The following is a 24,413-nucleotide window of genomic DNA, read 5'->3' as shown; positions in this document are numbered from 1 at the left end:
TCGGGTGACGCTGCCTGCGTCACTTCTGGGTGGAGCGGGTGCCGGGGCCCGAGCCGCCGACGGGGAGGAGCAGGACGAGGGCGGCTGCGAGCAGGCAGCCGGAGCCGATCCACCAGGGGAGCGACGACGGTGTCCCGGCGTCGGCGGTGGGGGCGGTCGGGGCCGCGGCCAGGGCGACCTCGGTCGCGGGCCGGGGCACCGCCCCGAGGGCCTCGGCGACCGGGGTCGGTGCGACGACCGGCGGGGCGACCACCACCGGGGGCGCGGCGACCGGGGCAGCGGGTGCGGTGACCGTCGCCGCGACCGTCGGGGTCGGCGTCGGCGACTCCTTCACCACGTTGTCGATCGGCTTCTTCGTCGGTGCCGCCGTCGGCGTCGGTGGGACGACCGGCGCCGACGCGTCGTACCCGACGGTGAGCGCGAGCGGCACCTTGAACCGGTCGGTGGAGCTGCCGCTGGAGTACCAGAACGCCGCCATGCCGAGGTCGTCCATCGCGTCGATCCAGGACTGCGGGAAGGACCCGCTGGTGGCGTCGCTCGTGACCTGCGGGACCGCGTCGGCGGGCAGGCTGGCCCGCACCCCGGCGTACGCCGGCTGCGCGACGAAGCCGGTCGCGTCGGCGAGGTCGACCGACGAGAGCTCCGCCACCGTCGCGGTGCGCGGGGCGACCGGCGACCACGTGCCTCCGTTGCGGGACGCCGCGAAGCCGCTGATCGTCGCGGTCACCGTCCCGGCGCCGTCGGCCACGTCGAGCACCGGGTCCGACAGGTAGAACATCGACTGCCCGGAGTAGTAGAGGACGGAGAGGTCGCCGGTCCACGCGATGTGCGCGGTGCCCGCGGCGGCGTCGACGGCGCCGACGCCGCCGCCGAAGACGACGTTGTGGTTGCTGAAGGTCCCGGCGGTCGCCGAGCCCAGCGCGCGCCCGGCGCTGTCGGTGGACAGCCCTGCCCAGGTCGCGGGCTGCCAGGCCGTGCCGTCCCACTTCTCGATGCGGACACTGCCCGACACGGCGCTCCAGTCGGCGGCCGTGACCTTCTGCCCGCCGGAGTCGGCGACCTTGCCGGCGGACATGAAGTTGACCGACGTCGGGTCGTGCGCGCGGTTGTTGCTCTCGTTGTTGATGCCCCAGCGCAGCGTCGCGTCGTCCACCTCGACCGAGGTGCTCGCCGCCGGGCTGGCGTCGTCGGCCAGGGCGGGTACGGCGAGCAGCACCGCCACGACAGCGGCGAGCGCAGCGGCGGCGAGCCGGTCAGGCCGCACGACGACGCCCCCGCCAGGCCCGGACGCCGAGCCGCGCGACGGCGACCAGCAGCACCAGCGCGGCGGTGCCGGCGAACAGCCAGGCCGCGCGTGCGTCGTCCTCGTCGACCGCCTGCGTCCCGACGGTCTCGGTGGTCGTCTCGGCCGCCTGCACGGCGAAGCTCACCGAGGGCGGGTCGTCGACGCCGTACAGCCGCAGCTCGTGGGTGCCCGGCCCGGTCGTGGCCGGCAGGGTGATGACGCCGGCCAGCGAGCCGTCGGAGCCGGCCGCGAACGGCCCCGCTCCCGCCGCCCCGTCGTCGAACACCGCAGACACCTGGGTGCCCACGGGCAGGCCCGTGGCCCGGAAGGCGAGCACGTTGCCGGCGACGGCGGAGCCGCGGTCGACCTCGAGGGTGGCGGGTCCGGCGGGCTTCGGGGCGGCACCGGTGCTGGGCCGAGCGGTCGCCGGGGCGGTCGGGTCTGCTGCTGCCGTCGAGCCGTCGGTCGGGGTCGCGGTCGCGCTCGGGCTCGAGGTGGTGCCGGACGTGCCGACCTGCACGGGCGTGAACGTCTCGTTGTGGGCGTTGGTGATCCCGTGCGCGCCGACCGTGATCACGCCGCAGGTGACCGTGCGACAGTCGACGGTGTGCACCTTGCCTGCGCGGTCGTAGGTCTGGAACGTCGCACCCGGCACCACGATCTGCGTCGACCAGCCGCCCGAGGCCGACATGGTGCCGCCGTTGGCCGAGGACGCCGTGTCCGAGCCGGGGAACGCGACGAACCGCTGGAAGCCCTGGTTGGCCTTCGACTCGCTGTCGGGCACGTAGTAGTAGTCCTGCCCGGTGACCCCGCCCTCGCTGGGCTGCCAGCCGGGGGTGACGGTGCCGAAGAAGACGTAGATGCCGCCGTGGCCGCCCTGGATCGACTGGAAGCCGGTGCCGGAGACCTTCAGCGTGGTCGCGTACGTCGGGTCGATCGTCCCCGGGGTGACCGAGACCCGCGAGCCGGCGTACGCCGGGGTGGGGACGAGGAGGGCGGCCGCGGCGAGCGCGGCGAGGATCAGCCGGCGGGCCACGGGACCACTCCCTTCAGCCGGACCGGGACGACGAGCAGGTCGTCGCCGTGGGTGATCACCTCGACCGGGTGCTCGTAGACCTCGGTGAGCAGCGCGGAGGTGAGGACGTCGGCGGGCGTGCCGTTGGCGCGCACCCGCCCGTGGGCGAGGACGCAGACCCGGTCGGCGTACGCCGCGGCGAGGGACAGGTCGTGCAGCACGACGACCACGGCGGCACCCGCCTCCGCGGCGGCGCGGGCGACCGCGAGCAGGGACTCCTGGTGGCGGATGTCGAGGGCCGCGGTCGGCTCGTCGAGCATCAGCACGGGCGTCTCCTGCGCGAGCAGCCGGGCGAAGGACGTGCGCGCCTGCTCGCCACCCGACAGCGTCGGGTAGAGCCGGTCGGCCAGGTCGGTCACGTCGGCGCGCTCCATCGACTCCGCGACCACGCGGTCGTCGTCGTCCTCGCGCTCGGTGCGGTGCCACGGCGAGCGGCCCATCCGGACCACCTCGTGCACGCGGAAGCCGAACGCCAGGCCCTGCTTCTGGAGCTGGACGGCGCGCTGCCGCGCCAGCTCGCGGGCGGCGTACGACGCGAGCGGCTTGTCGTCGAGCGTGACTCGGCCGCTGGTCGGGGCGACGTCGCCCGAGAGGACCCCGAGCAGGGTGCTCTTGCCGGCCCCGTTGGGCCCGACGAGAACGACGAGCTCGCCGCCGCGGACGTCGAGGTCGATGTCCGCGAGGATCGGGTGGCCCTCGATGGTGACCCCGAGGCCCCGGCAGCTCATCAGGCTCATGCCCAGCCTCCCGCCGTACGACGGGCGCGGCGGATCAGCCAGAAGAAGAAGGGTCCGCCGACGAGCGCGGTAAGCATGCCGATCGGCAGGTCGGCGTACGCGACGAGGGTGCGGGCCCAGAGGTCTGCGAGCACCAGGAGGACCGCGCCGCCCAGCGCGCTCGCGGGCACCAGCAGCCGGTGACCCGGGCCGGCGACCATCCGGACCAGGTGCGGCACGATCAGGCCGACGAACGAGATGATCCCGCAGAACGCGACGGCCGCGGCGGTGAGCACGGCGACCACCACGATCGTCGACATCCGGAGCCGCTCGACGTCGACGCCCACGTGGCGGGCGGCGCGGTCGCCGAGCGCGAGCAGGTCGAGCTTCGGCGCCAGGAACATCGCGGCCGCGATCCCGACGACGGCCATGGGGAGCACCACCCCGACGTACTGCCAGCGCGAGCCGTTGAGGCTGCCCAGCGTCCAGAAGACGATCTCCTCGCGGGCCTGGGTGTCGCCGAGGAACATCAGGAAGGCGAGGCCCGCGCTGGTCATCGCGTTGATGGCGATGCCGGTCAGCACCAGCGTGACGACCTCGGTGCGCCCGCCGTCGCGGGACATCACGTAGACGAGCGTGGTGGTGAGCAGGCCGCCGACGAAGGCGCAGATCGCGACGGTCCAGGTCCCGGCGAAGGTCAGCTCGAAGACGATCGCGGCGGCTGCGGCGACGGCGGCGCCTGCGGAGACCCCGACGACGCCGGGCTCGGCGAGCGGGTTGCCGAAGACGCCCTGCATGAGGGCGCCGGCCGTGGCCAGGCTGGCGCCGGCCAGCGCGGCCATCACGACCCGCGGGAAGCGCACCTGCCACAGGGTGTTCTCGCCCTGCGGGTGGTGCGGCAGCGGCCCGACGTCCAGGCCGATCTTGTGCATCAGGGAGCCGAGCACCTCGGCGGGAGGGATGTCGAGCTGGCCGTGACCGGCGGCGAGGACCAGCGAGACGAGCAGCGCGATCGTGAGCCCGCCGAGCAGGCCGATCCGCCCGGCGAGCGCCCGGATGCCCGCGCGCTGGTGCTCGACGACGGCCGCCGTCACGAGACGTCCTCCGGGGCGTACGCCGCCACGGCGAGCGCGTTGAGCACGCTGGCCGTGATCGGTCCGAAGCCGAGGATCTGCGAGTCCTCCATGGTCACGAAGCGGCGGTGCTGGCCGGCGGGGGTGTTGGCCAGCGCCGGCAACCTCTCGAGCAGCCCGTCGACGCCGCCGGCCGACTCGAGGCCGGCGCTCATCATCAGCACCAGGTCGGGCTGCGCCGCGACGAGGCCCTCGTCGGTGAGCGGCTTCATGCCGTTCCAGCCGATCTCGTCGGCGACGTCGTACCCGCCGATGGCGTCGATGAGCGAGTCCGCGCCCGAGCCCTCGCCGAACATGTAGTAGATGCCCGACTGGCCGCGCACGTAGAGGAAGACCATGCGCAGCTTGTCGCCGGAGTCAGCCGGCGCGACCTTCGCGATCTGCGCGGTGACCCGGTCGATCTCCTGCTGGGTGCGCTGCGTGAGCGCGTCGCCGGCGGCGGGGACGCCCAGCGGGTCGGCGACCTGGTGGATCAGCTCGCCGACGTTGTCGAGGCTGCGGTCGGAGTCGACCACGACGACCGGGATGCCGGCGTCCCGCATCTGGAGGACGACGTCCCACGGGCCGAGCGAGGTGTCGGTGATGATCACGGTGGGGTCGAGCCCGAGGATCGCCTCGGCATTGAGGTCGTGGCCGTTCTGGGTGACGAGCGGCAGCCCCGTGGCCTCGTCGAACTCGGTCGACACATCGCGACCGACGAGGCTGTCCCCGAGGCCGAGCTCGAAGACGGTGCGCGAGAGGGTGCCGTAGACGTCGAGCGCGAGGATCCGGCTGGCGTTCTCGACGGTCACCTCCGTGCCCTGGGCGTCGGTGACGGTCGTGGGGAGCTCCGGCTCGGGGTCCTCGGCGACCGGGTCGATCGGGGCGTCCGCGACCGCGTTCACCTCGCCGTCCCAGTCCCGGACGTCCGTCAGCGGCGTGACGTCGGCGAGCGGCGGCGTGTCCTTCGCCGCCGCGACGGCCGACGTCGTCGGACCGTCCTGCGGGCCCGCCTGGGACGACAGCCCGCACGACGCGAGCGCGCCCGCCACCAGGAGGACCACCGTCGGGACGGCAGCCGTTCTCGTCACCCCACCCATGGCGGTAAGGTAACACTAAATAAGGCATGCCTAACCTAAATGTCTGGACGGATTCGACAACCTGTCACTATCGTGCTGACAATCTGTCACCTCAGTTCACCCACCGATCGGGAGCACCCATGACCGTCCTCGGACAGACCACCGACCTCGCGCTGTCGGCGGCCATGCGCGAAGGCTCCCTCGCCGAGCACCAGGCGGCGGAGGACTCGTCGTTCATGTCCGAGCTGCTCGGCGGCCGGGTCAACGAGCGTGGCTACGCCGACTACCTGCTGCGCCTGCGCGTCGCGTACGCCGCGATGGAGGAGCTGGTCCGCGCCCACGGTGACGACGCCGGCGTGGCCGCCGTCCACGACGAGGCGCTGGAGCGCCTGGCCGCGATCGACGCCGACCTGGACCACTGGCTCGGCCACGAGGGGGGCGTCCGGACGGTCGACTCCCCCGCCGCCGACGCCTACCGCCAGCGGCTGGTCGATGCCGCCGCGCAGTGGCCGACGCTGCTGGTCGCGCACCACTACACCCGCTACCTCGGTGACCTGTCGGGCGGCCAGGCGATCGGCCGCATCCTCGACCGCACCTTCGGGCTGGACGGCGCCGGCATCGCGTTCTACGACTTCCCGGAGATCGCGAAGCCGAAGATCTACAAGGACGGCTACCGCGCCCGCCTCGACGCACTCGACCTGACCGCCGAGGAGCAGGAGCGGGTCGTCGACGAGGTGCAGACCGCGTTCCGCCTCAACCAGGCGCTCTTCGCCGAGCTCGGCGAGCGGCTGCCGGCGTACGCGCGCTGACCGCGCTTGACCTGGAGTGCACTCCAGGAGTGACACTGGGGTGTGCCCTACTCCATCGCCGAGGCCGCTGACGCGACCGGGCTGACGCCCGACACCCTGCGCTACTACGAGCGGGACGGGCTGATGCTGCGCCCGGTGGGACGCTCAGCGACCGGCCACCGGCGCTACACCGACTCGGACCTCGGCTGGATCAACCTGCTCAACTGCCTGCGCGGCACGGGCATGCCGATCCGCGACGTACGCCGCTACGCCGAGCTGGTCCGCCTGGGCGACGGCACCGAGCAGAGCCGCCTCGACCTGCTGCGCGCACACCGCGTGCAGGTGCTGGCGCAGCTCGCGGAGGTGCAGGAGCACCTGGGCGCGATCGACCGCAAGATCGGGATCTACAGCTCGAAGGTCGACGCCCTTGACCTGGAGCGCACTCCAACCGCTTGAGTGGAGGGCATGACGATCCACAAGCGCACCCTCGGCTCCACCTCCTCGCTCGACGTCTCCGCCCTCGGCCTCGGCTGCATGGGCATGTCGGAGTTCTACGGCAGCCCCGACGAGGCGTCCGGCCTCGACACGATCCACCGCGCGCTCGACCTCGGCGTCACCTTCCTCGACACGGCCGACATGTACGGGCCGTTCATCAACGAGCAGCTGGTCGGCAAGGCCATCGCCGGGCGCCGCGACGAGGTGCAGCTGGCGACCAAGTTCGGCAACGAGCGCCGCGCCGACGGCACCCGCGTCGGCATCAACGGCCGCCCGGAGTACGTCCGCGCCGCGTGCGACGCGTCCCTCGAGCGGCTCGGCGTCGACCACATCGACCTCTACTACCAGCACCGCGTCGACAAGACGGTCCCGATCGAGGAGACCGTCGGCGCGATGGCCGAGCTCGTCGCGGCGGGCAAGGTCCGCCGCCTCGGCCTCTCGGAGGCCTCCGCGACGACCATCCGGAAGGCGCACGCCACCCACCCGATCACCGCGCTCCAGACCGAGTACTCGCTCTTCACCCGCGACCTCGAGGACGAGATCCTGCCCGTGCTGCGCGAGCTCGGGATCGGCCTGGTCCCCTACTCCCCGCTGGGCCGCGGGATCCTCACCGGCGCCATCACCTCGGAGTCCGCGCTGGAGGAGGGCGACTCGCGGCGCACGGCGTACTTCCCCCGCCTGAACGGCGAGGGCCTCAAGGCCAACCTCGAGCTGGTCGACCGGGTGCGGGCCATCGCCGACACGAAGGGCTGCACGCCCGGCCAGCTCGCGCTCGCGTGGGTGCTGGCGCAGGGTGACGACGAGCTCGGCGTCGCCCCCATCCCCGGCACCAAGCGGGTGAAGTACCTCGAGGAGAACGTCGGTGCCGCCGACGTCGAGCTCACCTACGACGACCTCGCCGCGCTGGACCAGGCGGTCCCGCGCGACGCCGTCGTGGGCGACCGGTACGGCGACCTGAGCTCCATCGACAGCTGACCGCGGCCTGCGAGAGGTCTCGGGTTGGCCGCCGACAGGCTAGTTACGCGGGTACGGCGGGAGGGTGGTTGCGGTCGCCGCCCGGCCTGCGGGTCGCGGGGACCGGAGGTTGAGGTGCGAGCGAAGCGAACCGCCCCGGGATGTCCGGAGACTTCATTAGTTGGAGGATGAAGTCATGGCACGTCCCAGCAAGTACCCCCAGGAGCTGCGTGAGCGCGCGGTGCGGGCGGTGGCCGAGTCGGTCGCGCAGGGCGAGTACCCCTCGGAGTTCGTGGCGATCCGCAACATCGCGGGACAGCTCGGGCTCGGGTCACCAGAGACGCTGCGTAAGTGGGTGCGTCAGGCCGAGGTCGATGGCGGCAGGCGTCCGGGGAAGACGACCGAGGAGATCGCTGAGATCAGGGAGCTGAAGAAGCGGGTCGCCGAGTTAGAGCGGGCGAACCAGATCCTGAAGTCCGCGTCGGCTTTCTTCGCGGCGGAGCTCGACCGCCAACCCAAGTTCTGATCGAGTTCATCGATCAGCATCGCGACCTGTACGGAGTCGAGCCGATCTGTCGGGTGCTCGCCGAGCACGGCGCCAAGATCGCTCCGTCGACCTACTACGAGGCCCGCAACCGGGCGCCGTCGAAGCGTGCGCTGCGTGACGCCGAGATCGTCGAGCTGATCCGGTCCGCGCGTGAGCACCGGTTCCGTGCCCGGTTCGGTGCCCGCAAGATGTGGCTCCACCTACGCGCGCAGGGTCATGACGTGGCCAGGTGCACCGTCGAGCGGTTGATGGCCACCCAGGGCTGGGCCGGGGCACTGCGCGGGAAACGGGTCCGCACCACGGTCGCGGATCCGCGTGATGCCCGACCGGGTGATCTGGTCGACCGCGACTTCACCGCGCCGGCACCGAACCGGCTCTGGGTCGCGGACTTCACCTACGTCGCGACCTGGTCCGGCACGGTCTACGTGGCGTTCGTCTTCGACGTCTACTCACGTCGGATCGTCGGATGGAGGGCAGCCACACGGATGACCACCGAACTGGTGCTGGACTGCCTCGAGCACGCGATCTGGACCCGGCAGCGCGATGGGGTCAGTGACCTGGCCGGGCTGGTCCATCACACCGACGCCGGCAGCCAGTACACCTCGTTCGCGTTCACCAGCCGGCTCATCGACGTCGGCGTGGACCCGTCGGTGGGTTCGGTGGGCGATGCCTACGACAACGCGTTGGCCGAGTCCCAGATCGGGATCTACAAGACCGAGCTCATCCGTCCCGAGGGTCCCTGGCGCGGCGTCGAGCACGTCGAGCTGGAGACCCTGGGGTGGGTCGACTGGTTCAACACCGAGCGGCCCCACGAGTCGATCGACGACCTGACACCGATCCAGGCCGAAGAAGTTCACTACGCTGCACGAAACCGTCTCATCCCGGCCGGGTAGAGACACCGAACGAAGTGTCCGGAAACCCCGGGGCGGTTCAAAGCGAGCGTCGTCGAGACCCCCGCGGCCCACCCGCCTGCGTTGGTTGCGGGGGTCTCGACAAGCTCGACCACCGGGTTCGGTGGTTGAGGTGCGAGCGAAGCGAGCCTCGAAACCACCACCCGTTGGGCCGGGCAGAATTGGTTCAGAAGAATTTCCGAAGAATGTCCACATGCCGGTCAAAACAAGGGTTCTGAGCATCTGACTGTCAGTGGCCAGTGCTTGGCTCGATGCATGACCGAGGGCCAGAACACCACCGGATCCGGGGAGTCGCACGACTTCCCGGACCTGGTGCTGGCCGCGCTCCACGACCGCCACCTCGTGGTCAACCAAGCAGAGGTCGACAAGCTCCAGCTCGCGGTCCAGTGGGCGATCATGCACCCCGTCGAGTCGATCGACACCGCAGCCACGGTCGACGGCACGGAAGGTGAGCTCGCGATCGCCGGACCGGGTGCGCCGTTGGTCGCCGAGTTCTGCGTCGCCGACCTGGCCCTGGCTCTCGGGATGTCGACCGACGCCGGCCGGACGTACCTGGGTGACGCCCTGGAGATCCGCTACCGGCTCCCGAAGATCTGGGCGGTGGTGGTTGCGGGGCGGGTGGCGGTGTGGAAGGCGCGGCGGATCGCGCAGGCCACCAAGCCGCTGTGCGTCGAGGGTGCGGCGTACGTCGACAAGCACCTGGCGGATCAGGCGGCCCGGTGCTCGTTCGCGCAGATCGACCGCTCGGTGGCCGACGCCCTTCGTCAGTTCGAGCCCGCCGAGGCGGAGAAGCGTCGCCGTGAGGCCGCCGACCGGCGCTGCTTCGACGTGGACCTCGACCAGGTCTCCTTCGACGGCACCGTGCACGTCGACGGCGAGCTCGACATCGCGGACGCGATCGACCTCAACGACGCCATCACCGCCGGTGCCGCCCACCTCAAGGACCTCGGGTGCGAGGAGTCCCTCAACGTCCGCCGCTCGCTGGCCGCCGGCGCCCTCGCGCGGCGCGAGCTGACCCTCGACCTGCAGGTTCCCGAGCGGAAGCGGGAGCTGGTCATCTACGTCCACCTCGCCGACGGTGCGGTGGCCGGCGTAGAGAACACCCGTTCCAGCATCAGCGTGGACCAGGTCAAGGCCTGGTGCCACGGCACCAACACCCACGTGACCGTCCGACCGGTCATCGACCTCAACGCCGACCTGCACACCGACGGCTACCGGCCCACCGACACCATGCGCGAACAAGCGATCCTGACCAACGCATCGTGCGTGTTCCCGCACTGCACCCGACCATCGAGGTCAGCGGACCTCGACCACGTCGAGAACTACGACGGCACCAACACGACGTCGACCAACCTCGCGCCGCTCTGTCGGGGGCATCACCGGTACAAGACCCACGCCGGCTGGACCGTTGTACGCACCGGCGTGACGTCTTTCACCTGGACCAACCGCTACGGGTACGCCTACGACTGGGACACCGCCCACACCCGACATATCCGCTGACCCGCACCCCGCCGGCACCGCCGGCGGGGCACACTCATGTCCGGGCACGATCCTGCGGCTCTTCTTGGGGCGGCGACCACCATTCCCGTCTGTCGGGTCACCGACGACGACCACCACCGACCGCGGCGCTGCGGTCAGGCGGCCAGGCAACATCCGGGCCACGCGGATGTGATGTGCTCGTCGCCGTGGCCGACCTCTCCCTTCGACCGGCGACTCCGGCAGACGCCCGGCAGATCGCGCACGTGCATCGCCAGTCGCGCGCCGACTACTACGGCGAGCCGCCCGTGGAGGGCGACGACCGGGAGGCGATGTGGGCGCACCTCCTGACGCAGCCGGAGCGGTCGACGTCCGTGGCCGAGAGCCCGGAATCGGTCGTCGGCTTCATGTCCGCGCGGCGCCACCCCGGTGGCGCGGGTGAGCTGGAGCTGACGGCGTTGTACGTGCTGCCCAACCTGTACGACCAGGGCATCGGCTCGCGACTCCACGACGTCTTCGACACCGAGCGCGGTGACGACCGAGTGGGTCTGCTGGAGGTGTGGGCCGGCAACCGCCGGGCCATCAGCTTCTACGAGCGGCGCGGCTGGGAAGCGACCGTCACGACGCGCCCTGGACCACAGGGCATCGACTTCGTGACGTACCGACTGCGGCCCACCACTGGCGTCAGCCGCTGAGGCGCGCGCACAGACCCTGGCGGCAGCCCCGCATCATCCGGTCGTGGTTCCAGCGCAGCACCGGACCCGCGACGTACGACAGCGCCCCCAGCCACCCCGGCACCCTGACGTCCTGCGCGAAGTCCAGCCGCGTCCCACCGTCGAGGGGCGTCAGGTCGAAGCGCACCGTCCCCAGCAGGTCGCCCGAGACGCCCACCTCGAGCACGCCGGGCGAGCGGTTCACGGCGTGCAGCACCAGGTCGAGCGTGTACGGCAGCGTCGAGCGGCAGAGCACCCGCGCGTCGTCCGGGCCGAGGGACGCCACGGCCACGACCTGCGGCCACCAGTCGGGGTAGTGCTCGAGGTCGACGAGGGCGTCGTGCACCGCGTCCAGGGGCGCGTCGACGTCCCAGCCGTCCCGGAAGGCGAAGGAGGGGCTCACCCTCGTATCGTGCCCTCCATGACCGACCTCCTCGCCGCCGCCCGTGCCTGGGCAGCCGACGACCCCGACCCCCAGACCCGCGCCGAGCTGGAGTCGGTGATCGCCGCCGTCGAGGCCGGCGGCGACTCCGCCGATCTGGCCGACCGCTTCGACGGCACCCTGGAGTTCGGTACGGCGGGCCTGCGCGGCGAGCTCGGGGCCGGGCCCAACCGGATGAACCGCGTCGTCGTCACCCGCGCCGCGGCAGGCCTCGCCGCCTACCTGGTCGACACCGGCCACCTCACCCAGCACGGGGGCGGCTCGGTCGTGATCGGGTACGACGCCCGCCACAACTCCGACGTCTTCGCCCGTGACACCGCGGAGGTGATGACGGGCGCCGGGTTCACGGCGTACGTGCTGCCGCGACCGCTGCCGACGCCGATCCTCGCCTTCGCGATCCGCGAGCTCGGCTGCGCGGCCGGGGTGATGGTCACCGCCAGCCACAACCCGCCGCGCGACAACGGCTACAAGGTCTACCTCGGCGACGGCAGCCAGATCGTCCCGCCCGCGGACACCGAGATCGCGGACCGGATCGCCGCCGTCGGCGCGATGGCCGACGTGCCGCGCGGGCACGCGGGCACGGTGCTCGAGGAGGAGATCGTCGACAGCTACCTCGACACGGTCGCCGGGCTCGTCGAGGACGGGCCGCGCGACCTGGAGATCGTCTACACCCCGCTGCACGGCGTCGGCGGCGTACCCGTCGAGCGGGTCCTGGAGGCGGCCGGCTTCGACGCCCCGTCGGTCGTCGAGCAGCAGGAGCAGCCCGACCCGGACTTCCCGACCGTCGCCTTCCCCAACCCGGAGGAGCCGGGCGCGATGGACCTCGCGATGGCGCTGGCCGAGCGCAACGGCGCGGACCTGGTGGTCGCCAACGACCCCGACGCCGACCGGTGCGCGGCGGCCGTCCCCGGCCCGCACGGCTGGCGGATGCTGCGCGGCGACGAGGTCGGTGCGCTGCTGGCGCACGCGCTGATCCGGAAGGGCAAGCAGGGCACCTACGCGTGCAGCATCGTCTCCTCCAGCCTGCTGGGGAAGCTCGCGGCGGCCGCGGGTCAGCCGTACGCCGAGACGCTGACGGGCTTCAAGTGGATCAGCAAGGTCGACGACCTGGCGTTCGGCTACGAGGAGGCGCTCGGCTACTGCGTCGACCCGGACAACGTGAAGGACAAGGACGGCGTCTCCGCGCTGCTGCTGCTCTGCGAGCTCGCGGCCGAGGCCAAGGCGGCCGGTCGCGGCCTGGTCGACCTCCTCGACAACATCGCGCTCGCCCACGGCCTGCACGCCACCGACCAGCTCTCGGCCCGGGTCACCGACCTCTCCGAGATCGGCGCCGCGATGGCGCGCCTGCGCGCCACTCCCCCGACCGAGCTCGGCGGCCTGGCCGTCGAGGGCGTCGACGACCTGAACCTCGGGAGCGCGGACCTGCCGCCCACCGACGGCCTGCGCTACCGCCTCGCCGACGGCGCCCGGGTGATCGTGCGCCCGAGCGGCACGGAGCCGAAGCTCAAGTGCTACCTCGAGGTCGTCGTGCCCGTCGACCCGGAGGACAGCGTGGACGCGGCGCGGATCGCCGCCGTCGGTCGCCTGGACGCCCTGCGCAACGGGATCAAGGCCGCCGCCGGGATCTAGTCGACGCGCTCAGCGGAGCCGCGTGGGTGTAACGCGAAAGGTCCCCGCGACCACAATGAGTCATGGATTCCGTTGAGGGTGTCGCCGCGATCGGCCGCGACCGGGACGCCTTCGAGGCGTTCTACCGCGAGCACGTCGAGGCGGTCCAGCGCTTCGTCGCGCGACGCGTGGAGTCGCCCGAGGACGCTGCCGACCTGACCGCCGAGGTGTTCTTGGCGTCGATCCACGCGAGCAGCGGCTACCGGGGCGATGCAGCGGCCCCCAGGGCCTGGCTCTACGGCATCGCCCGCCGGGTCGTCGCCGGCCACCACCGGTCGACCGCCAAGGCGATCCGGGCGGCCGGGCGCATCCACGCGCGGGAGCTGCTCGACGACGACGCCACCGACCGGATCGTCGCCCGCATCGACGGCCAGCGCGCCGCCCGTGAGGTCTACCGCTCCCTGGCAGCGCTGCCCGACCGGCAACGTGCGGTGGTGGAGCTGGTGGCCGTCGACGGCCTGTCGCTGACCGAGGCAGCAGCGGCGCTCGGCATCTCCCCGGGCAACGCCCGGGTGCTCTACCACCGCGCGCGACGGCGACTGGCCCTCACTCTTCCCGCGACCCTTCCCGACCTCGAGGTGACCTCATGAACGCTCCGCTCGACTCCTTCGAGTCCGCCCTCCTGGAGCGGCTGTGCGAGCACGTGGACGAGCAGCCCGCGACGCGGCCCGGCCGGTCGCGGCCGCGGCTCCTCCTCGGGGCGGCCGCCGTCGTCGCCGCCGCTGCCGCCATCGTCGTGGTCGTCCCCGGACTCGGCACCACCACGGCGTACTCCGTGCAGGAGGGCAACTCCGGCACCATCACGGTCGAGGTCCGGCGGCTCGAGGACGCTCAGGGCCTCGAGGCCGATCTCGCGAAGCACGGCATCGACGCGGAGGTCACCTACCTGCCCGATCGGCAGCAGTGTGCGCCCGGCCGCTACACGCCGGTCGACCGACGCCTGTCGGGGATGGAGGTGTCGATGGGCTCGCACCTGCTGCGGGTGACCCTGCCGCCCGGCGCGGTGCGCACGGGAGAGACGTTCGTGATGGCGATGTCGGGAGGGCCGACCTCCCCGCCGTCCTCGGAGCCCTCCCAGGACGGCATCACCAACGAGGGGGGTTTCGCCGGGTGGACCGACTTCGACGTCACCGCCGGACCGGTGGGACGGTGCGTGGTGGTCCCGGGCTAGTCGGCGACGAGCCAGACCAGGAACGCCAGCACCAGGACGGCGCAGCCGGCGAGCTCGGGCCACGCCCAGGTGCGGCGTACGTCGGCGGCGAGCGCGGCCTGCTCCGGCGAGCCCTTGCGGATGCCGAGCCGGTCGCGGGCGTCCTGGGCGAGGAAGTCGATCCGGGCCTCGACGAACGCCTGGTGCTCGTTGGTCGGTGCCGGGGCCGAGCCGGAGGGGTTGCGGCCGTCGCGGGCCTTGGCCTTGATCGTCTGCCGGACCGTGTAGCCGATGACCGGCGAGACGTAGCGGTGGTCGCCGACCTTCGCGGCGAGCACCTGGGTGACGACGACACCGTCGATCGCGGCGAGCGGGACCCGCTGGGTGCTGAACATGCCGCGCATCACGAGGTCGCGCGAGGTCACCCAGAGGGCGGGCCGCAGCAGCGCCGCCCAGATCAGCAGCCCGCCGAGGACCGCCACGATCGCGACGCCGAGCGGCGTGCCCGTCTCGCCCGCGATCAGCGCCAGGACCAGGATCACCCCGGCGGTCGCGAGGCCGACGATCCCGCTGATCCGACCGCTCGTCGGCGCGAACCGCTCGACGACGGCGGAGTCGGAGGTGGGGACTGGGTGGGTCACGGAGACAACCCTATGCTGGGTCGGTGACCGCCACTTCCACCGTCCTCGGCCCCGGGCTCGACGACGTGACCAAGTCAGAGGCGTCGCTGCGGCGGTTCCTCCACGGGCTACCGGGTGTCGACCAGGTCGGCGCGGAGGCCCGCGCCGCCGGTCTGGGCACCCGCTCGATCAAGACCACCGCGAAGGAGTTCGCGCTCGACCTCGCGATCCGGATGGTCGACCTGACCACGCTGGAGGGTCAGGACACCCCGGGCAAGGTCCGCGCGCTCGCGTCGAAGGCGATGCGCCCCGACCCCGCCGACCCGACCTGTCCGCAGGTCGCCGCCGTGTGCGTCTACCCCGACATGGTCGCCACCGTGAAGGAGACCCTGGGCAGCTCCGGCGTCCACGTCGCCGCGGTCGCCACGGCGTTCCCGAGCGGCCGGGCCGCGCTCGACATCAAGCTGGCCGACACCGCCGACGCGGTCGAGGCCGGCGCCGACGAGATCGACATGGTGATCGACCGCGGCGCGTTCCTCTCCGGTCGCTACCAGCAGGTCTTCGACGAGATCGTCGCCACCAAGGCTGCCTGTGCCCGCCCCGGCGGCACGGACGCGCACCTCAAGGTCATCTTCGAGACCGGCGAGCTGCAGACCTACGACAACGTACGCCGCGCGAGCTGGCTGGCCATGCTGGCCGGCGCCGACTTCATCAAGACCTCCACCGGCAAGGTGCAGCCCGCGGCCACGCTGCCGGTCACGATGATCATGATGGAGGCCGTCCGCGACTTCCGGGAGCTGACCGGCCAGATGATCGGCGTGAAGCCGGCCGGCGGCATCCGCACCAGCAAGGACGCCATCAAGTACCTCGTGATGGTCAACGAGGTCGCCGGTCCCGACTGGCTCGACCCCGACTGGTTCCGCTTCGGGGCCTCGACGCTGCTCAACGACCTGCTCATGCAGCGCACCAAGATGAAGACCGGCCGCTACTCCGGCCCCGACTACTTCACGTTGGACTGATTCAATGCCTCCCAAGAGCACCGCCTTCGAGTACGCGCCGGCTCCCGAGTCGCGCAGCATCGTCGACATCAAGCCGTCGTACGGCCTCTTCATCAACGGCGAGTTCGTCGACGGCCACGGCAAGTCGTTCAAGACGATCAGCCCCTCGACCGAGGAGGTCCTCGCCGAGGTCGCCGAGGCCGACGAGGCCGACGTCGACGCCGCCGTGAAGGCCGCGCGCAAGGCCTACGACAAGGTCTGGTCGAAGATGCCCGGGCGCGAGCGCGCCAAGTACCTCTACCGGATCGCCCGGATCATCCAGGAGCGCAGCCGCGAGCTCGCCGTCCTGGAGTCGATCGACAACGGCAAGCCGATCAAGGAGTCGCGCGACGTCGACGTCCCGATCGTCGCGGCCCACTTCTTCTACTACGCCGGCTGGGCCGACAAGCTCGAGTACGCCGGCCGTGGGTCCGACCCGCAGCCGCTCGGCGTCGCCGGCCAGATCATCCCGTGGAACTTCCCGCTGCTGATGCTCGCCTGGAAGATCGCCCCGGCACTCGCTTGCGGCAACACCGTCGTGCTGAAGCCGGCCGAGACCACGCCGCTGACCGCGCTGCTCTTCGCGGAGATCTGCCAGCAGGCCGACCTCCCGCCGGGCGTCGTCAACATCATCACCGGCGCCGGCGGCACCGGCCAGGCGCTGGTCGGCCACCCGGGCATCGACAAGGTCGCGTTCACCGGCTCGACCGACGTCGGCAAGGCGATCGCCCGCACGGTCGCCGGCACCGACAAGAAGGTGACCCTCGAGCTGGGCGGCAAGGCGGCCAACATCGTCTTCGACGACGCGCCGCTCGACCAGGCCGTCGAGGGCATCGTCACCGGCATCTTCTTCAACCAGGGCCACGTCTGCTGCGCCGGATCGCGGCTGCTCGTCCAGGAGTCGATCGCCGACGAGCTGCTCGCCAAGCTCAAGCGCCGGATGTCGACGCTGCGCATCGGCGACCCGCTCGACAAGAACACCGACATCGGCGCGATCAACTCCGCCGAGCAGCTGGCCCGGATCCGCGAGCTCTCCGACGTCGGCGAGGCCGAGGGGGCCGGTCGCTGGTCGCCGCCCTGCGACCTGCCGGCGCACGGCTTCTGGTTCCCGCCGACGCTCTTCACCGACGTCACCCAGGCCCACCGGATCGCCCGCGAGGAGATCTTCGGGCCGGTGCTGTCCGTGCTGACCTTCCGCACGCCGTCCGAGGCCGTCGAGAAGGCCAACAACACGCCGTACGGCCTCTCCGCCGGAGTCTGGACGGAGAAGGGCTCGCTGATCCTGCACATGGCCAACCAGCTGCGCGCGGGCGTCGTCTGGGCCAACACGTTCAACAAGTTCGACCCGACCAGCCCGTTCGGCGGGTTCAAGGAGTCGGGCTACGGCCGCGAGGGCGGCCGCCACGGTCTGGAGGCTTACCTGCGATGAGCGACCGCATCGACGTCCGCAAGACGTACAAGCTCTACATCGGCGGCGCGTTCCCGCGCTCGGAGTCGGCGTACTCCTACGAGGTCACCGACACCAAGGGGAGGTTCGTGGCCAACGCGGCCCTCGCGTCCCGCAAGGACGCCCGCGACGCGGTCATCGCAGCGCGCAAGGCGTTCGGCGGGTGGTCGTCGCGCACGGCGTACAACCGCGCGCAGATCCTCTACCGGATCGCCGAGGTCATGGAGGACCGCCGCCCGCAGTTCGTGCAGGCCGTCGTCCAGTCCGAGGGCCTCTCCCCCAGCAAGGCGGAGAAGGTGCTCGACGCCGCGATCGACCGGCTCGTCTGGTACGCCGGGTGGGCCGACAAGGTCACCCAGGTGATCGGCAACGCCAACCCGGTCGCCGGGCCGTTCTTCAACCTCTCCACGCCCGAGCCGACCGGCGTCGTCGCCGTCCTCGCGCCGCAGGAGTCGTCGCTGCTCGGCCTGGTCAGCGTCGTCGCCCCGGCGATCGTCACCGGCAACACCGTCGTGGTCGTGTCGTCGTACGAGCGCCCGCTGCCCGCGGTGACCTTCGCCGAGGTGCTCGCCACCTCCGACGTGCCCGGCGGCGTGGTCAACATCCTCACCGGCTCGGCCGCCACCGTCGCTCCCTGGCTCGCGTCGCACATGGACGTCAACGCCATCGACCTCACCGGCATCGCCGGTGACGCGACCCTCGCGACCTCCCTCGAGGTCGCGGCCGCCGACAACCTCAAGCGGGTCCGCCGCGCCCCGTCCACCGAGCCGGACTGGACGCTCGACCCCGGCGTCGAGCCGATGACGTCGTTCCTGGAGATCAAGACCGTCTGGCACCCGATCGGGGTGTAACCCGACTCAGCGCGAGGCGATCGCCTGGGCGAAGACGCCGAGGATGTCCTCGGGGGTGTCGGCGGAGTAGGCCTCGCCGCCGGTGGCCTTCGCGATCCGCTTGAGCGCGGCGTAGTCGGCGTCGTCGCTGATCCCGATGCCGATGATCCGCACCGGGCGCTTGGGGCTGTGCGCCTTCTCGAGCTCGTGCACGAGGCGGTCCAGCGAGATCGAGCCGGGGTCGTCGTTGGCGCCGTCGGTCATCAGGATGACCGAGTTGGAGTACGTCGGGTCGTAGTCGCGCAGCGCCTGCTGGTACGCCGCGAGGGTGGTGTCGTAGAGGCCCGTGCCGCCGTTGGTCAGGGTCAGCATCTCCTCGGCGCGCCCGTCGAGCTGGTCGCGCTGGGTCACCCCGTCGACGACGGCGTCGAGACGGCGCATCGGCTCCAGCTCGCGCCAGTCCTGACCCGGTCCGCCCTGGTCGATCGAGAAGACCCAGAGCCCGATCCGGGCGCGGTCGGGGAAGACGTCGAGCGCCGTCTTGGCGACGCCGACGGCGAGCTGCATCCGGGACTGGTCGCCGGCCATGAAGTCCATCGACCCGGAGGCGTCGAAGACGGCGAGCACGCTGGAGGGCTGGCTCATCACCTGCCACAGGTGCAGGTCGGCGGCGGCCGCGAACGGCACCGGCAGCGGCAGGGACGGCACCTGGCCGACCCCGTCGTCGACGGGTGTGCCCTCCGGCGGACGGAAGCCGGCGGCCGCGAGGGCCTTCGCGCCGGCGTCGGAGCCGAACCACTGGGTCAGTGCCCGGGCGGCGGCCAGGGTGTCGGCGTCCGCGGTCGTCGGGGCGTAGAGCGGGAACTGGAGCAGCGGGGCGCCCTTGGCCGGCACCCGCGCGTGCAGCCCGGCCGCGAAGCCCTCGTGGACGAGCTCCTGCTCGGTCACCGGCATCAACCGGCCGGCGCCGAGCCCGTCGATCAGGCCACGCAGCGAGGCCGCGTCGGCGCGGCCGTCCTGCTGCTCGCCGTACCGCTGCGCGAGCGGCACCAGCGTCTCCCGGACCTGCGCGTCGCTCGCCCCGGTCGCGGCCATCTCCGAGCGCAGCGCGAGCATCGCCAGGGCGCCGACGCCGTCGCTGAGCGGGTCGCGCAGGTCGACGGAGTCGGCGTCGAACGCCGCGCGCCACGACTCCGGCGTCGGCGAGCCCGCGTCGCCCGCGAGGACCACGGGCGACGAGGCCAGAGCCGGACCGACGATGCGCAGCTTCACGTCCTGGTAGAAGAGCTGGGACTGCCAGGTGTTGGACTCCGCGATCCAGAGGTCCGGCACGTTCTTGCCGAACTGGAAGCTCCGGGCGACCTGTGCCGACGACGCCGGCACCACCTTGAGCTGGGTGCACTCCGCACGCAGCGCCGTGGCCGCCTGCTGGGTCACCTCCGCCATCGCCGGTGCGACCTGCACGGTGCGGTGCACGTTGTGCGTGCAGCCCGTGTCCGCGTCGGCACTGGCGTCCGGCGTCCCCCGCACGACCAGCACGCCGGCCGCCGCGACGGCGGCGAGTGCCAGCCCTCCGGTGACGACCTTCACAGCAGTGCGCATGGCCGCACCGTAGGGGCGGGCTCCGGCCGCCGTCTGCGCCCCGCGAGGAAGTCGAGCCCAACGGTCGAGCCGCGATGGCCCACCCGGGTCATCGGGGTCGGCCGTTTGTCCGATGCCGGCAGCGGGGATGAGGCCAGCATGACCCTGCACGTCGACCCGGACGCCGTACGCCGCGCGTGGCTGCACGGCGCCGACGCGGGCGCCGAGGTCACGGCCGCCCGACGGCGTACGTCGGCCGCGGCCGGCACCGACCTCGCGACCGTGGCCGCGGTGGTCGCCGACGCCGCCACGGACCTGGCCGGGGTCCTCGACGTGTGCGAGGCGCTCGTCTCCGAGCACGCCACCAACCTCGAGGCCTGCCTCACGACGTACGAGACGACCGACCACACCAGCGCGGGAGCCTTTGATGGGCTTCGGTGACGACCTCGTCGACGACGCGGTCACCGAGCTCCGCTCGATCCTCGCCGACCTCCAGGGCATCGACCTCTGGCCGCCGTGGGACGCCGCCGAGACGATCGTGCGCCTCGTCTCCCGCGCCTGCGAGATCGCCTCCCAGCCACCGGAGCCCGATCCGGCGAACCTCCGCGACGCAGCCGACGAGTGGCGTCTCATCGCGACGACCATGGACCGGGCGCACACCTCGCTCGAGACGCTGCACGACGATACGACGACGGCGATCTGGGAGGGCGACGCCGGCAACGGCTTCCGCAGCTCGGTCACGGCATTCGCCGGGCGGGTCGACACGATCCCCGAGGCGGCGCGCGGGGTCGCCGCGGCCCTCGACACCATGGCCGGCGCGATGGACGCCGCCCGCAAGCGGCACGCCGACGCGTTCGACGGTCTCCGCGACCACCTGTCGATCTCCTGGGACGACGCCCTTCCCTGGGAGCTCGTCAGCAAGCTCAGCGGCATCGTGGGCGAGGTCGTCGACGCCGTGCAGGACCTGATCGGCGCCTACGAGGACGCCGCCGAGGCGGCCTCGGCCGCCCGTCGCGCGGTGGTGACCGCGATGGACGGCATCGAGCTGCCCGACCACCTCCCGTCCGCGCCCGGTGCGGTGCCCAGCACGATCGACCTGGTCAACCAGTGGTCCGACGACGAGGGGCCGCTCGACGGCTCGACGCTCTCCCGCTACGACGACACACTCGCCGGCATGAGCCCCGACGAGCGGGCGGAGGTACGCCGGCTCCTCGAGGGGAGCGACCCGGCCGCCCGGGCGTGGATCATGGCTGCCGTGGCATCCGGGCTCAGCGGCGACGCGCTGGACAACTACGCCGACCAGCTGGGTCGGATGAGCCCCAGCGAGCTGCGCGACCTCGACCCGGGCAGCTTCCGCGGCGACCAGGCCACCCAACCCGACCAGACGACCTGCGGCTCCTCCTCGCTGGTGATGTCGCGGATGGAGAACGACCCGGCGTACGCGATGTGGATGCAGACCGGCTACGACCCGCTCACCGGCGAGACCGACCCGCGCACGCCGGAGGAGCGGTTCGCCGACGAGTCCCAGGCGATGCACGTGCGCACCAACCTGCCCGTCGGCCGTGACCACGAGCTCCAGTTCCCGTGGCCGCCGCAGGCCGGCACCCAGCCCTGGGCGCTCGCCGCCGAGATGTCCGCCGACGGCGGCTCCGGCGTCCCCGGCACGTCGTACGACGTGACCGTGGTCGACCCCGACGACCGGGGCCGCAGCTTCGACGCCGTCGTGCGGGCGAGCGAGGACGGCAGCACGGTGCCGATCTACGTCGGCGACGACACCCGGCCCGGCCACGTCACGCTCGTGACCGCCAGCGAGGGCGGCGACACCCTGTCGGTCTACGACCCCTCGGAAGGCTCGACCATCACCGTCTCGCGCGACGACTGGGTCAACGGCAACCTCGACGTCGCCGGCTGGAGCGAGCCGTGGTTCGTCGTGGTGCCGGAGTCGTGAGGGCACGGACCGCAGCGGCGGCCGCACTCGTCGGCAGCCTGCTCCTCACCGGCTGCTCGGACCTGCCCGGCGACCTCTACGCCGACCAGGTCGACCTCACCCGCGCCCAGGCCGTGTGGAGCGACCCGTGGGTGGCCCCGGGCGACCTGTCCGTCCCCGAGGCGGCCTACGGCAGCGACGGCCAGGTCGACCGCACCGCCGGCGTGCGGGAGACGACGTACGTCGGGGTCGACGCGGTCGCCGCGACCGCGCAGGAGGTCGGCGTCGCGGAGCAGCACGACTGGTCGCTCGTCGGGGCGACCTGCGACGCCGACGAGGTCACGGCGGTCCTCACGCGCGGCGGCACGGACCTCGACTCCGCCGCCGTCGCCGAGGTCACGGCCGAGGCCGACGACGACCTCGTCGACGTCGTCGTGACCGCCGAGGTCCCCCACCACGTCGACGAGGACTGGCCGGACCTCGGGCCCGCCGTCACCGCCGCGGACACCTGCCTGGGTGGGGGGACGGACCACCCGGCCCCGGACCTCCCCGGCGACGGTCCGCGGGGCGACGCGGACGGCGACGTCGACGCGCCGTCCTGGTCCGACGACGGCCCCTCCACCGACGACGAGGCACGGCTCTCGGCGCTCGGCGACGACGCGTGGTTCGCCTCCCTCGACACCCCCGTCCCGGACGCCGACACCCCGGACGGTGACCGCCAGCGGCACGCCCCGGAGGCGCGCGGCACGCTCTCCCCCGGCCCGCGTCAGCCGCTGGCTGCCCTCGCCGCGGTCGTCGACTCGATGACCGGCTGGCGCCCGACGTACGCCGCCTGCTCACGGAGCGCGGGCGGCGTGGTGACGCTGCGCCTGGACGGCGACGGCCCCGTCGTCGCCCGGCTCGAGGCGGTCCCCGGCGACGCCGGCGCGGTGTCCTGGACGGTCACGCTGCCGGTCGTGGGCGGTCCCGACCAGGCCTGGGTCGACCAGGTCGCCCCGCTCGCGGACGCCACCTGCCTGACCACTGCCACCGCCCCGCGGCAGCCGGTCGTCGAAGGCGTCCCGGTGGGGCTGATCGGCGCGCTCCAGCCACTGCAAGAATAGGCCGGTGCACGCGCAGGTGATCGTCCTTGCTGGCCCGTCCGGGGCCGGGAAGTCCCGCCTCGCCGAACGGGTCGGCCTGCCGGTCCTGCGGCTGGACGACTTCTACAAGAGCGCCGGCGACCCGTCGCTGCCGCTGATCACCGAGGGCGCCAACGCCGGCATCGTCGACTGGGACGTCCCGGAGTCGTGGCTGCTCGCCGACGCCATGGCCGCGCTCGACGAGCTCTGCCGCACCGGCCGGACCGAGGTGCCCGTCTACGACATCTCGCTGAGCGCGCGCACCGGCTGGCAGACCCTCGACCTCGGCGAGCACCGCCTCTTCGTCGCGGAGGGGATCTTCGCGCAGGAGGTCGTCGGCCGGTGCGAGACGGCCGGCCTGCTCGCGGCGGCGTACTGCGTGCGCCAGCACCCGATGGTGACCTTCTGGCGGCGGCTGACCCGCGACCTGCGCGAGCACCGCAAGCCGCCGCTCGTGCTCGTCCGCCGCGGCCTCGCGCTGATGCGCGACCAGCAGCGGGTCGTCTCGCACGCCGTCGAGCTCGGCTGCGAGCCGATGACCTCGGACCAGGCGTACGCCGCGGTCGGGCGACTGGCCGTGTGATGACCGACTGGCCGCGGCAGCCCGACAACCGGACCTGCGGCCCGTCGTCGGTCGTCGTGGCCGAGGGCCTGCCGGGGCCGTGGCCCGACTTCGAGGCCGACGTGCAGGCGATGCACCGCCGGCTGACGGGGCTGCGCGACCGGCACGGCCGGTGGCAGCTGCCCTGGCCGCGGATGCTCGGCACCCCGCCGTGGGCGGTGGCGCGGGAGCTGGGTGGGCGGGTGCGCCGCTACCGCAGGTCCGACGTGCTGGCCGCGCTCCCCACCCCGGTCCCGGTGTTCCTGGGGACCCGGTGGCTGCCCCGCCACGTCGTCCTGGTGCTGGACGAACGTGACGGGGAGCCCCTGGTCTACAACCCGGCGCTGGGCGCCGTCGTGCTGATGTCGTCGTCGCGGTGGCAGCACCGCTGGTGGGCGGTGCTCCCCCGCTAGACGATCAGGCCAGAAAGATCAGGCCAGGGCCTTGGCCTTGAGCGAGTCGAACTCCGCCTGCGAGATGGCGCCCGAGTCGAGCAGCGCCTTCGCGCGAGCGATCTCGTCGGCCGGCGAGCCGCCGCCCGACACGGAGCGGATGTACTCCTCCTGGCTGGCCTGCGCCTGCTTGACGGCCGCGATGTTGCGCTCGGCCATGCCCTGCCCGCGGGCGATCAGGTACACCAGCGAGGTGATCAGCGGGAAGATGATCAGGAAGAACACCCAGAACGCCTTCGCCCAGCCGCTGGTGTCCCGGTCGCGGAACAGGTCCGTGAGGATCTGGAACAGCACGACCAGGTAGGCCATGAGCAGGAAGAAGGAGATGATGAACCAGAAAAAGTCCCAGAAGCTGTCCACAGCGTTCCTCTCAGATGCGTCAGGGC

Annotated in this window: 26 protein-coding genes and 1 other annotated feature; of the genes, 17 read left to right on the top strand and 9 right to left on the bottom strand. The window is 72.3% G+C overall.

What is annotated here, in order from left to right:
- Window positions 1–19: 19 nt before the first annotated feature.
- From ACFPYL_RS07620 to ACFPYL_RS07600, 5 genes are read right to left on the bottom strand one after another with little or no spacing between them, the layout of a single operon-like run.
- Window positions 20–1,264, bottom strand: coding sequence for a hypothetical protein (locus ACFPYL_RS07620; RefSeq protein WP_379152555.1), 1,245 nt, complete (start codon window positions 1,262–1,264; stop codon window positions 20–22).
- Window positions 1,254–2,321 (bottom strand): hypothetical protein, encoded by a 1,068-nt coding sequence (locus tag ACFPYL_RS07615; RefSeq protein WP_379152552.1) that lies wholly within the window; start codon window positions 2,319–2,321, stop codon window positions 1,254–1,256. The genes ACFPYL_RS07620 and ACFPYL_RS07615 overlap by 11 nt, the downstream gene beginning before the upstream one ends.
- On the bottom strand, window positions 2,306–3,097 hold the full coding sequence (locus tag ACFPYL_RS07610) for a heme ABC transporter ATP-binding protein (protein ID WP_449289704.1): 792 nt from the start codon (window positions 3,095–3,097) through the stop codon (window positions 2,306–2,308). Before ACFPYL_RS07610 ends, ACFPYL_RS07615 begins: the two co-directional genes overlap by 16 nt.
- Window positions 3,094–4,170, bottom strand: coding sequence for a FecCD family ABC transporter permease (locus ACFPYL_RS07605; RefSeq protein WP_379152549.1), 1,077 nt, complete (start codon window positions 4,168–4,170; stop codon window positions 3,094–3,096). The genes ACFPYL_RS07610 and ACFPYL_RS07605 overlap by 4 nt, the downstream gene beginning before the upstream one ends.
- Window positions 4,167–5,288, bottom strand: a complete 1,122-nt coding sequence (locus ACFPYL_RS07600; RefSeq protein WP_379152546.1) for a heme/hemin ABC transporter substrate-binding protein — start codon at window positions 5,286–5,288, stop codon at window positions 4,167–4,169. Before ACFPYL_RS07600 ends, ACFPYL_RS07605 begins: the two co-directional genes overlap by 4 nt.
- A gap of 119 nt (window positions 5,289–5,407) precedes the next feature.
- Here ACFPYL_RS07600 and ACFPYL_RS07595 point away from each other — a divergent pair, with 119 nt between their 5' ends.
- The 6 genes from ACFPYL_RS07595 (at window position 5,408) to ACFPYL_RS07570 (ending at window position 11,133) form a co-directional block, all read left to right on the top strand.
- Complete coding sequence (locus ACFPYL_RS07595) at window positions 5,408–6,076, top strand: biliverdin-producing heme oxygenase (protein ID WP_379152543.1); 669 nt, start codon at window positions 5,408–5,410, stop codon at window positions 6,074–6,076.
- A 42-nt stretch (window positions 6,077–6,118) separates the two neighbouring features.
- Window positions 6,119–6,511, top strand: a complete 393-nt coding sequence (locus ACFPYL_RS07590) for a MerR family transcriptional regulator (protein WP_379152540.1) — start codon at window positions 6,119–6,121, stop codon at window positions 6,509–6,511.
- A 9-nt stretch (window positions 6,512–6,520) separates the two neighbouring features.
- Window positions 6,521–7,525: an aldo/keto reductase gene (locus ACFPYL_RS07585; protein ID WP_379152537.1), complete on the top strand. Its 1,005-nt coding sequence runs from the start codon at window positions 6,521–6,523 to the stop codon at window positions 7,523–7,525.
- A gap of 175 nt (window positions 7,526–7,700) precedes the next feature.
- Window positions 7,701–8,944 (top strand): IS3 family transposase gene (locus ACFPYL_RS07580; protein WP_379152534.1). Its coding sequence is split into 2 segments (ribosomal slippage): window positions 7,701–7,989 and window positions 7,989–8,944, totalling 1,245 coding nucleotides; the frame shifts between segments, so codons are not numbered across the junction.
- Window positions 7,988–8,116 (top strand) — a sequence feature (AL1L pseudoknot). (Overlaps the previous gene by 129 nt.)
- Window positions 8,945–9,217: 273 nt before the next feature.
- The gene (locus tag ACFPYL_RS07575) at window positions 9,218–10,462 is read left to right on the top strand and encodes an HNH endonuclease signature motif containing protein (RefSeq protein WP_379152531.1); all 1,245 of its coding nucleotides are present in this window, start codon (window positions 9,218–9,220) and stop codon (window positions 10,460–10,462) included.
- 173 nt (window positions 10,463–10,635) lie between these two features.
- Entirely contained in the window at window positions 10,636–11,133 is a 498-nt protein-coding gene (locus ACFPYL_RS07570) for a GNAT family N-acetyltransferase (RefSeq protein ID WP_379152528.1), read from the top strand.
- Here the strand turns inward: ACFPYL_RS07570 and ACFPYL_RS07565 are convergent.
- On the bottom strand, window positions 11,123–11,554 hold the full coding sequence (locus ACFPYL_RS07565; protein ID WP_379152525.1) for an SRPBCC family protein: 432 nt from the start codon (window positions 11,552–11,554) through the stop codon (window positions 11,123–11,125). The two genes, ACFPYL_RS07570 and ACFPYL_RS07565, sit on opposite strands and share 11 nt — an antisense overlap.
- 18 nt (window positions 11,555–11,572) lie before the next feature.
- Between ACFPYL_RS07565 and ACFPYL_RS07560 the strand changes: the two genes are divergently transcribed.
- The 3 genes from ACFPYL_RS07560 (at window position 11,573) to ACFPYL_RS07550 (ending at window position 14,432) form a co-directional block, all read left to right on the top strand.
- Window positions 11,573–13,222: a phospho-sugar mutase gene (locus tag ACFPYL_RS07560; RefSeq protein ID WP_379152522.1), complete on the top strand. Its 1,650-nt coding sequence runs from the start codon at window positions 11,573–11,575 to the stop codon at window positions 13,220–13,222.
- Between the two features lie 62 nt (window positions 13,223–13,284).
- Complete coding sequence (locus tag ACFPYL_RS07555; RefSeq protein ID WP_379152519.1) at window positions 13,285–13,851, top strand: RNA polymerase sigma factor; 567 nt, start codon at window positions 13,285–13,287, stop codon at window positions 13,849–13,851.
- Window positions 13,848–14,432 (top strand): hypothetical protein, encoded by a 585-nt coding sequence (locus tag ACFPYL_RS07550; protein WP_379152516.1) that lies wholly within the window; start codon window positions 13,848–13,850, stop codon window positions 14,430–14,432. Before ACFPYL_RS07555 ends, ACFPYL_RS07550 begins: the two co-directional genes overlap by 4 nt.
- Here the strand turns inward: ACFPYL_RS07550 and ACFPYL_RS07545 are convergent.
- A complete protein-coding gene (locus ACFPYL_RS07545; RefSeq protein ID WP_379152513.1) occupies window positions 14,429–15,052 on the bottom strand; it encodes a hypothetical protein in 624 nt (207 codons plus the stop codon). The genes ACFPYL_RS07550 and ACFPYL_RS07545 overlap by 4 nt on opposite strands.
- 23 nt (window positions 15,053–15,075) lie before the next feature.
- Between ACFPYL_RS07545 and deoC the strand changes: the two genes are divergently transcribed.
- From deoC to ACFPYL_RS07530, 3 genes are read left to right on the top strand one after another with little or no spacing between them, the layout of a single operon-like run.
- Window positions 15,076–16,050 (top strand): deoxyribose-phosphate aldolase, encoded by a 975-nt coding sequence (gene deoC / locus ACFPYL_RS07540; protein WP_379152510.1) that lies wholly within the window; start codon window positions 15,076–15,078, stop codon window positions 16,048–16,050.
- 4 nt (window positions 16,051–16,054) lie between these two features.
- Window positions 16,055–17,497, top strand: coding sequence for an aldehyde dehydrogenase family protein (locus tag ACFPYL_RS07535; protein WP_379152507.1), 1,443 nt, complete (start codon window positions 16,055–16,057; stop codon window positions 17,495–17,497).
- Window positions 17,494–18,366 (top strand): aldehyde dehydrogenase family protein, encoded by an 873-nt coding sequence (locus ACFPYL_RS07530; RefSeq protein ID WP_379152504.1) that lies wholly within the window; start codon window positions 17,494–17,496, stop codon window positions 18,364–18,366. Before ACFPYL_RS07535 ends, ACFPYL_RS07530 begins: the two co-directional genes overlap by 4 nt.
- Window positions 18,367–18,372: 6 nt before the next feature.
- Here the strand turns inward: ACFPYL_RS07530 and ACFPYL_RS07525 are convergent, their stop codons facing one another.
- Window positions 18,373–19,947: a substrate-binding domain-containing protein gene (locus ACFPYL_RS07525; RefSeq protein WP_379152502.1), complete on the bottom strand. Its 1,575-nt coding sequence runs from the start codon at window positions 19,945–19,947 to the stop codon at window positions 18,373–18,375.
- A gap of 138 nt (window positions 19,948–20,085) precedes the next feature.
- Between ACFPYL_RS07525 and ACFPYL_RS07520 the strand changes: the two genes are divergently transcribed.
- Genes ACFPYL_RS07520 through ACFPYL_RS07500 form a run of 5 tightly spaced genes read left to right on the top strand, consistent with a single transcriptional unit; the run spans window position 20,086 to window position 23,988 of the window.
- The gene (locus ACFPYL_RS07520; RefSeq protein WP_379152499.1) at window positions 20,086–20,367 is read left to right on the top strand and encodes a hypothetical protein; all 282 of its coding nucleotides are present in this window, start codon (window positions 20,086–20,088) and stop codon (window positions 20,365–20,367) included.
- Window positions 20,354–21,874, top strand: coding sequence for a WXG100 family type VII secretion target (locus ACFPYL_RS07515; RefSeq protein ID WP_379152496.1), 1,521 nt, complete (start codon window positions 20,354–20,356; stop codon window positions 21,872–21,874). The genes ACFPYL_RS07520 and ACFPYL_RS07515 overlap by 14 nt, the downstream gene beginning before the upstream one ends.
- Window positions 21,871–22,956, top strand: coding sequence for a hypothetical protein (locus tag ACFPYL_RS07510; RefSeq protein ID WP_379152493.1), 1,086 nt, complete (start codon window positions 21,871–21,873; stop codon window positions 22,954–22,956). The genes ACFPYL_RS07515 and ACFPYL_RS07510 overlap by 4 nt, the downstream gene beginning before the upstream one ends.
- 4 nt (window positions 22,957–22,960) lie before the next feature.
- A complete protein-coding gene (locus tag ACFPYL_RS07505; protein WP_379152490.1) occupies window positions 22,961–23,557 on the top strand; it encodes an ATP-binding protein in 597 nt (198 codons plus the stop codon).
- On the top strand, window positions 23,557–23,988 hold the full coding sequence (locus tag ACFPYL_RS07500) for a hypothetical protein (RefSeq protein ID WP_379152487.1): 432 nt from the start codon (window positions 23,557–23,559) through the stop codon (window positions 23,986–23,988). Before ACFPYL_RS07505 ends, ACFPYL_RS07500 begins: the two co-directional genes overlap by 1 nt.
- Window positions 23,989–24,006: 18 nt before the next feature.
- On the opposite strand, the gene ACFPYL_RS07495 is transcribed toward ACFPYL_RS07500, so the two are convergent.
- A complete protein-coding gene (locus tag ACFPYL_RS07495; RefSeq protein ID WP_379152484.1) occupies window positions 24,007–24,387 on the bottom strand; it encodes an SHOCT domain-containing protein in 381 nt (126 codons plus the stop codon).
- Window positions 24,388–24,413 lie beyond the last annotated feature (26 nt).

Source organism: Nocardioides hankookensis (assembly GCF_042658885.1).
In the GTDB taxonomy this organism is placed as follows: domain Bacteria; phylum Actinomycetota; class Actinomycetes; order Propionibacteriales; family Nocardioidaceae; genus Nocardioides; species Nocardioides hankookensis.
The sequence above is the reverse complement of the archived record's forward strand: the minus strand, read 5'-3'. Positions and strand labels throughout refer to the sequence as shown.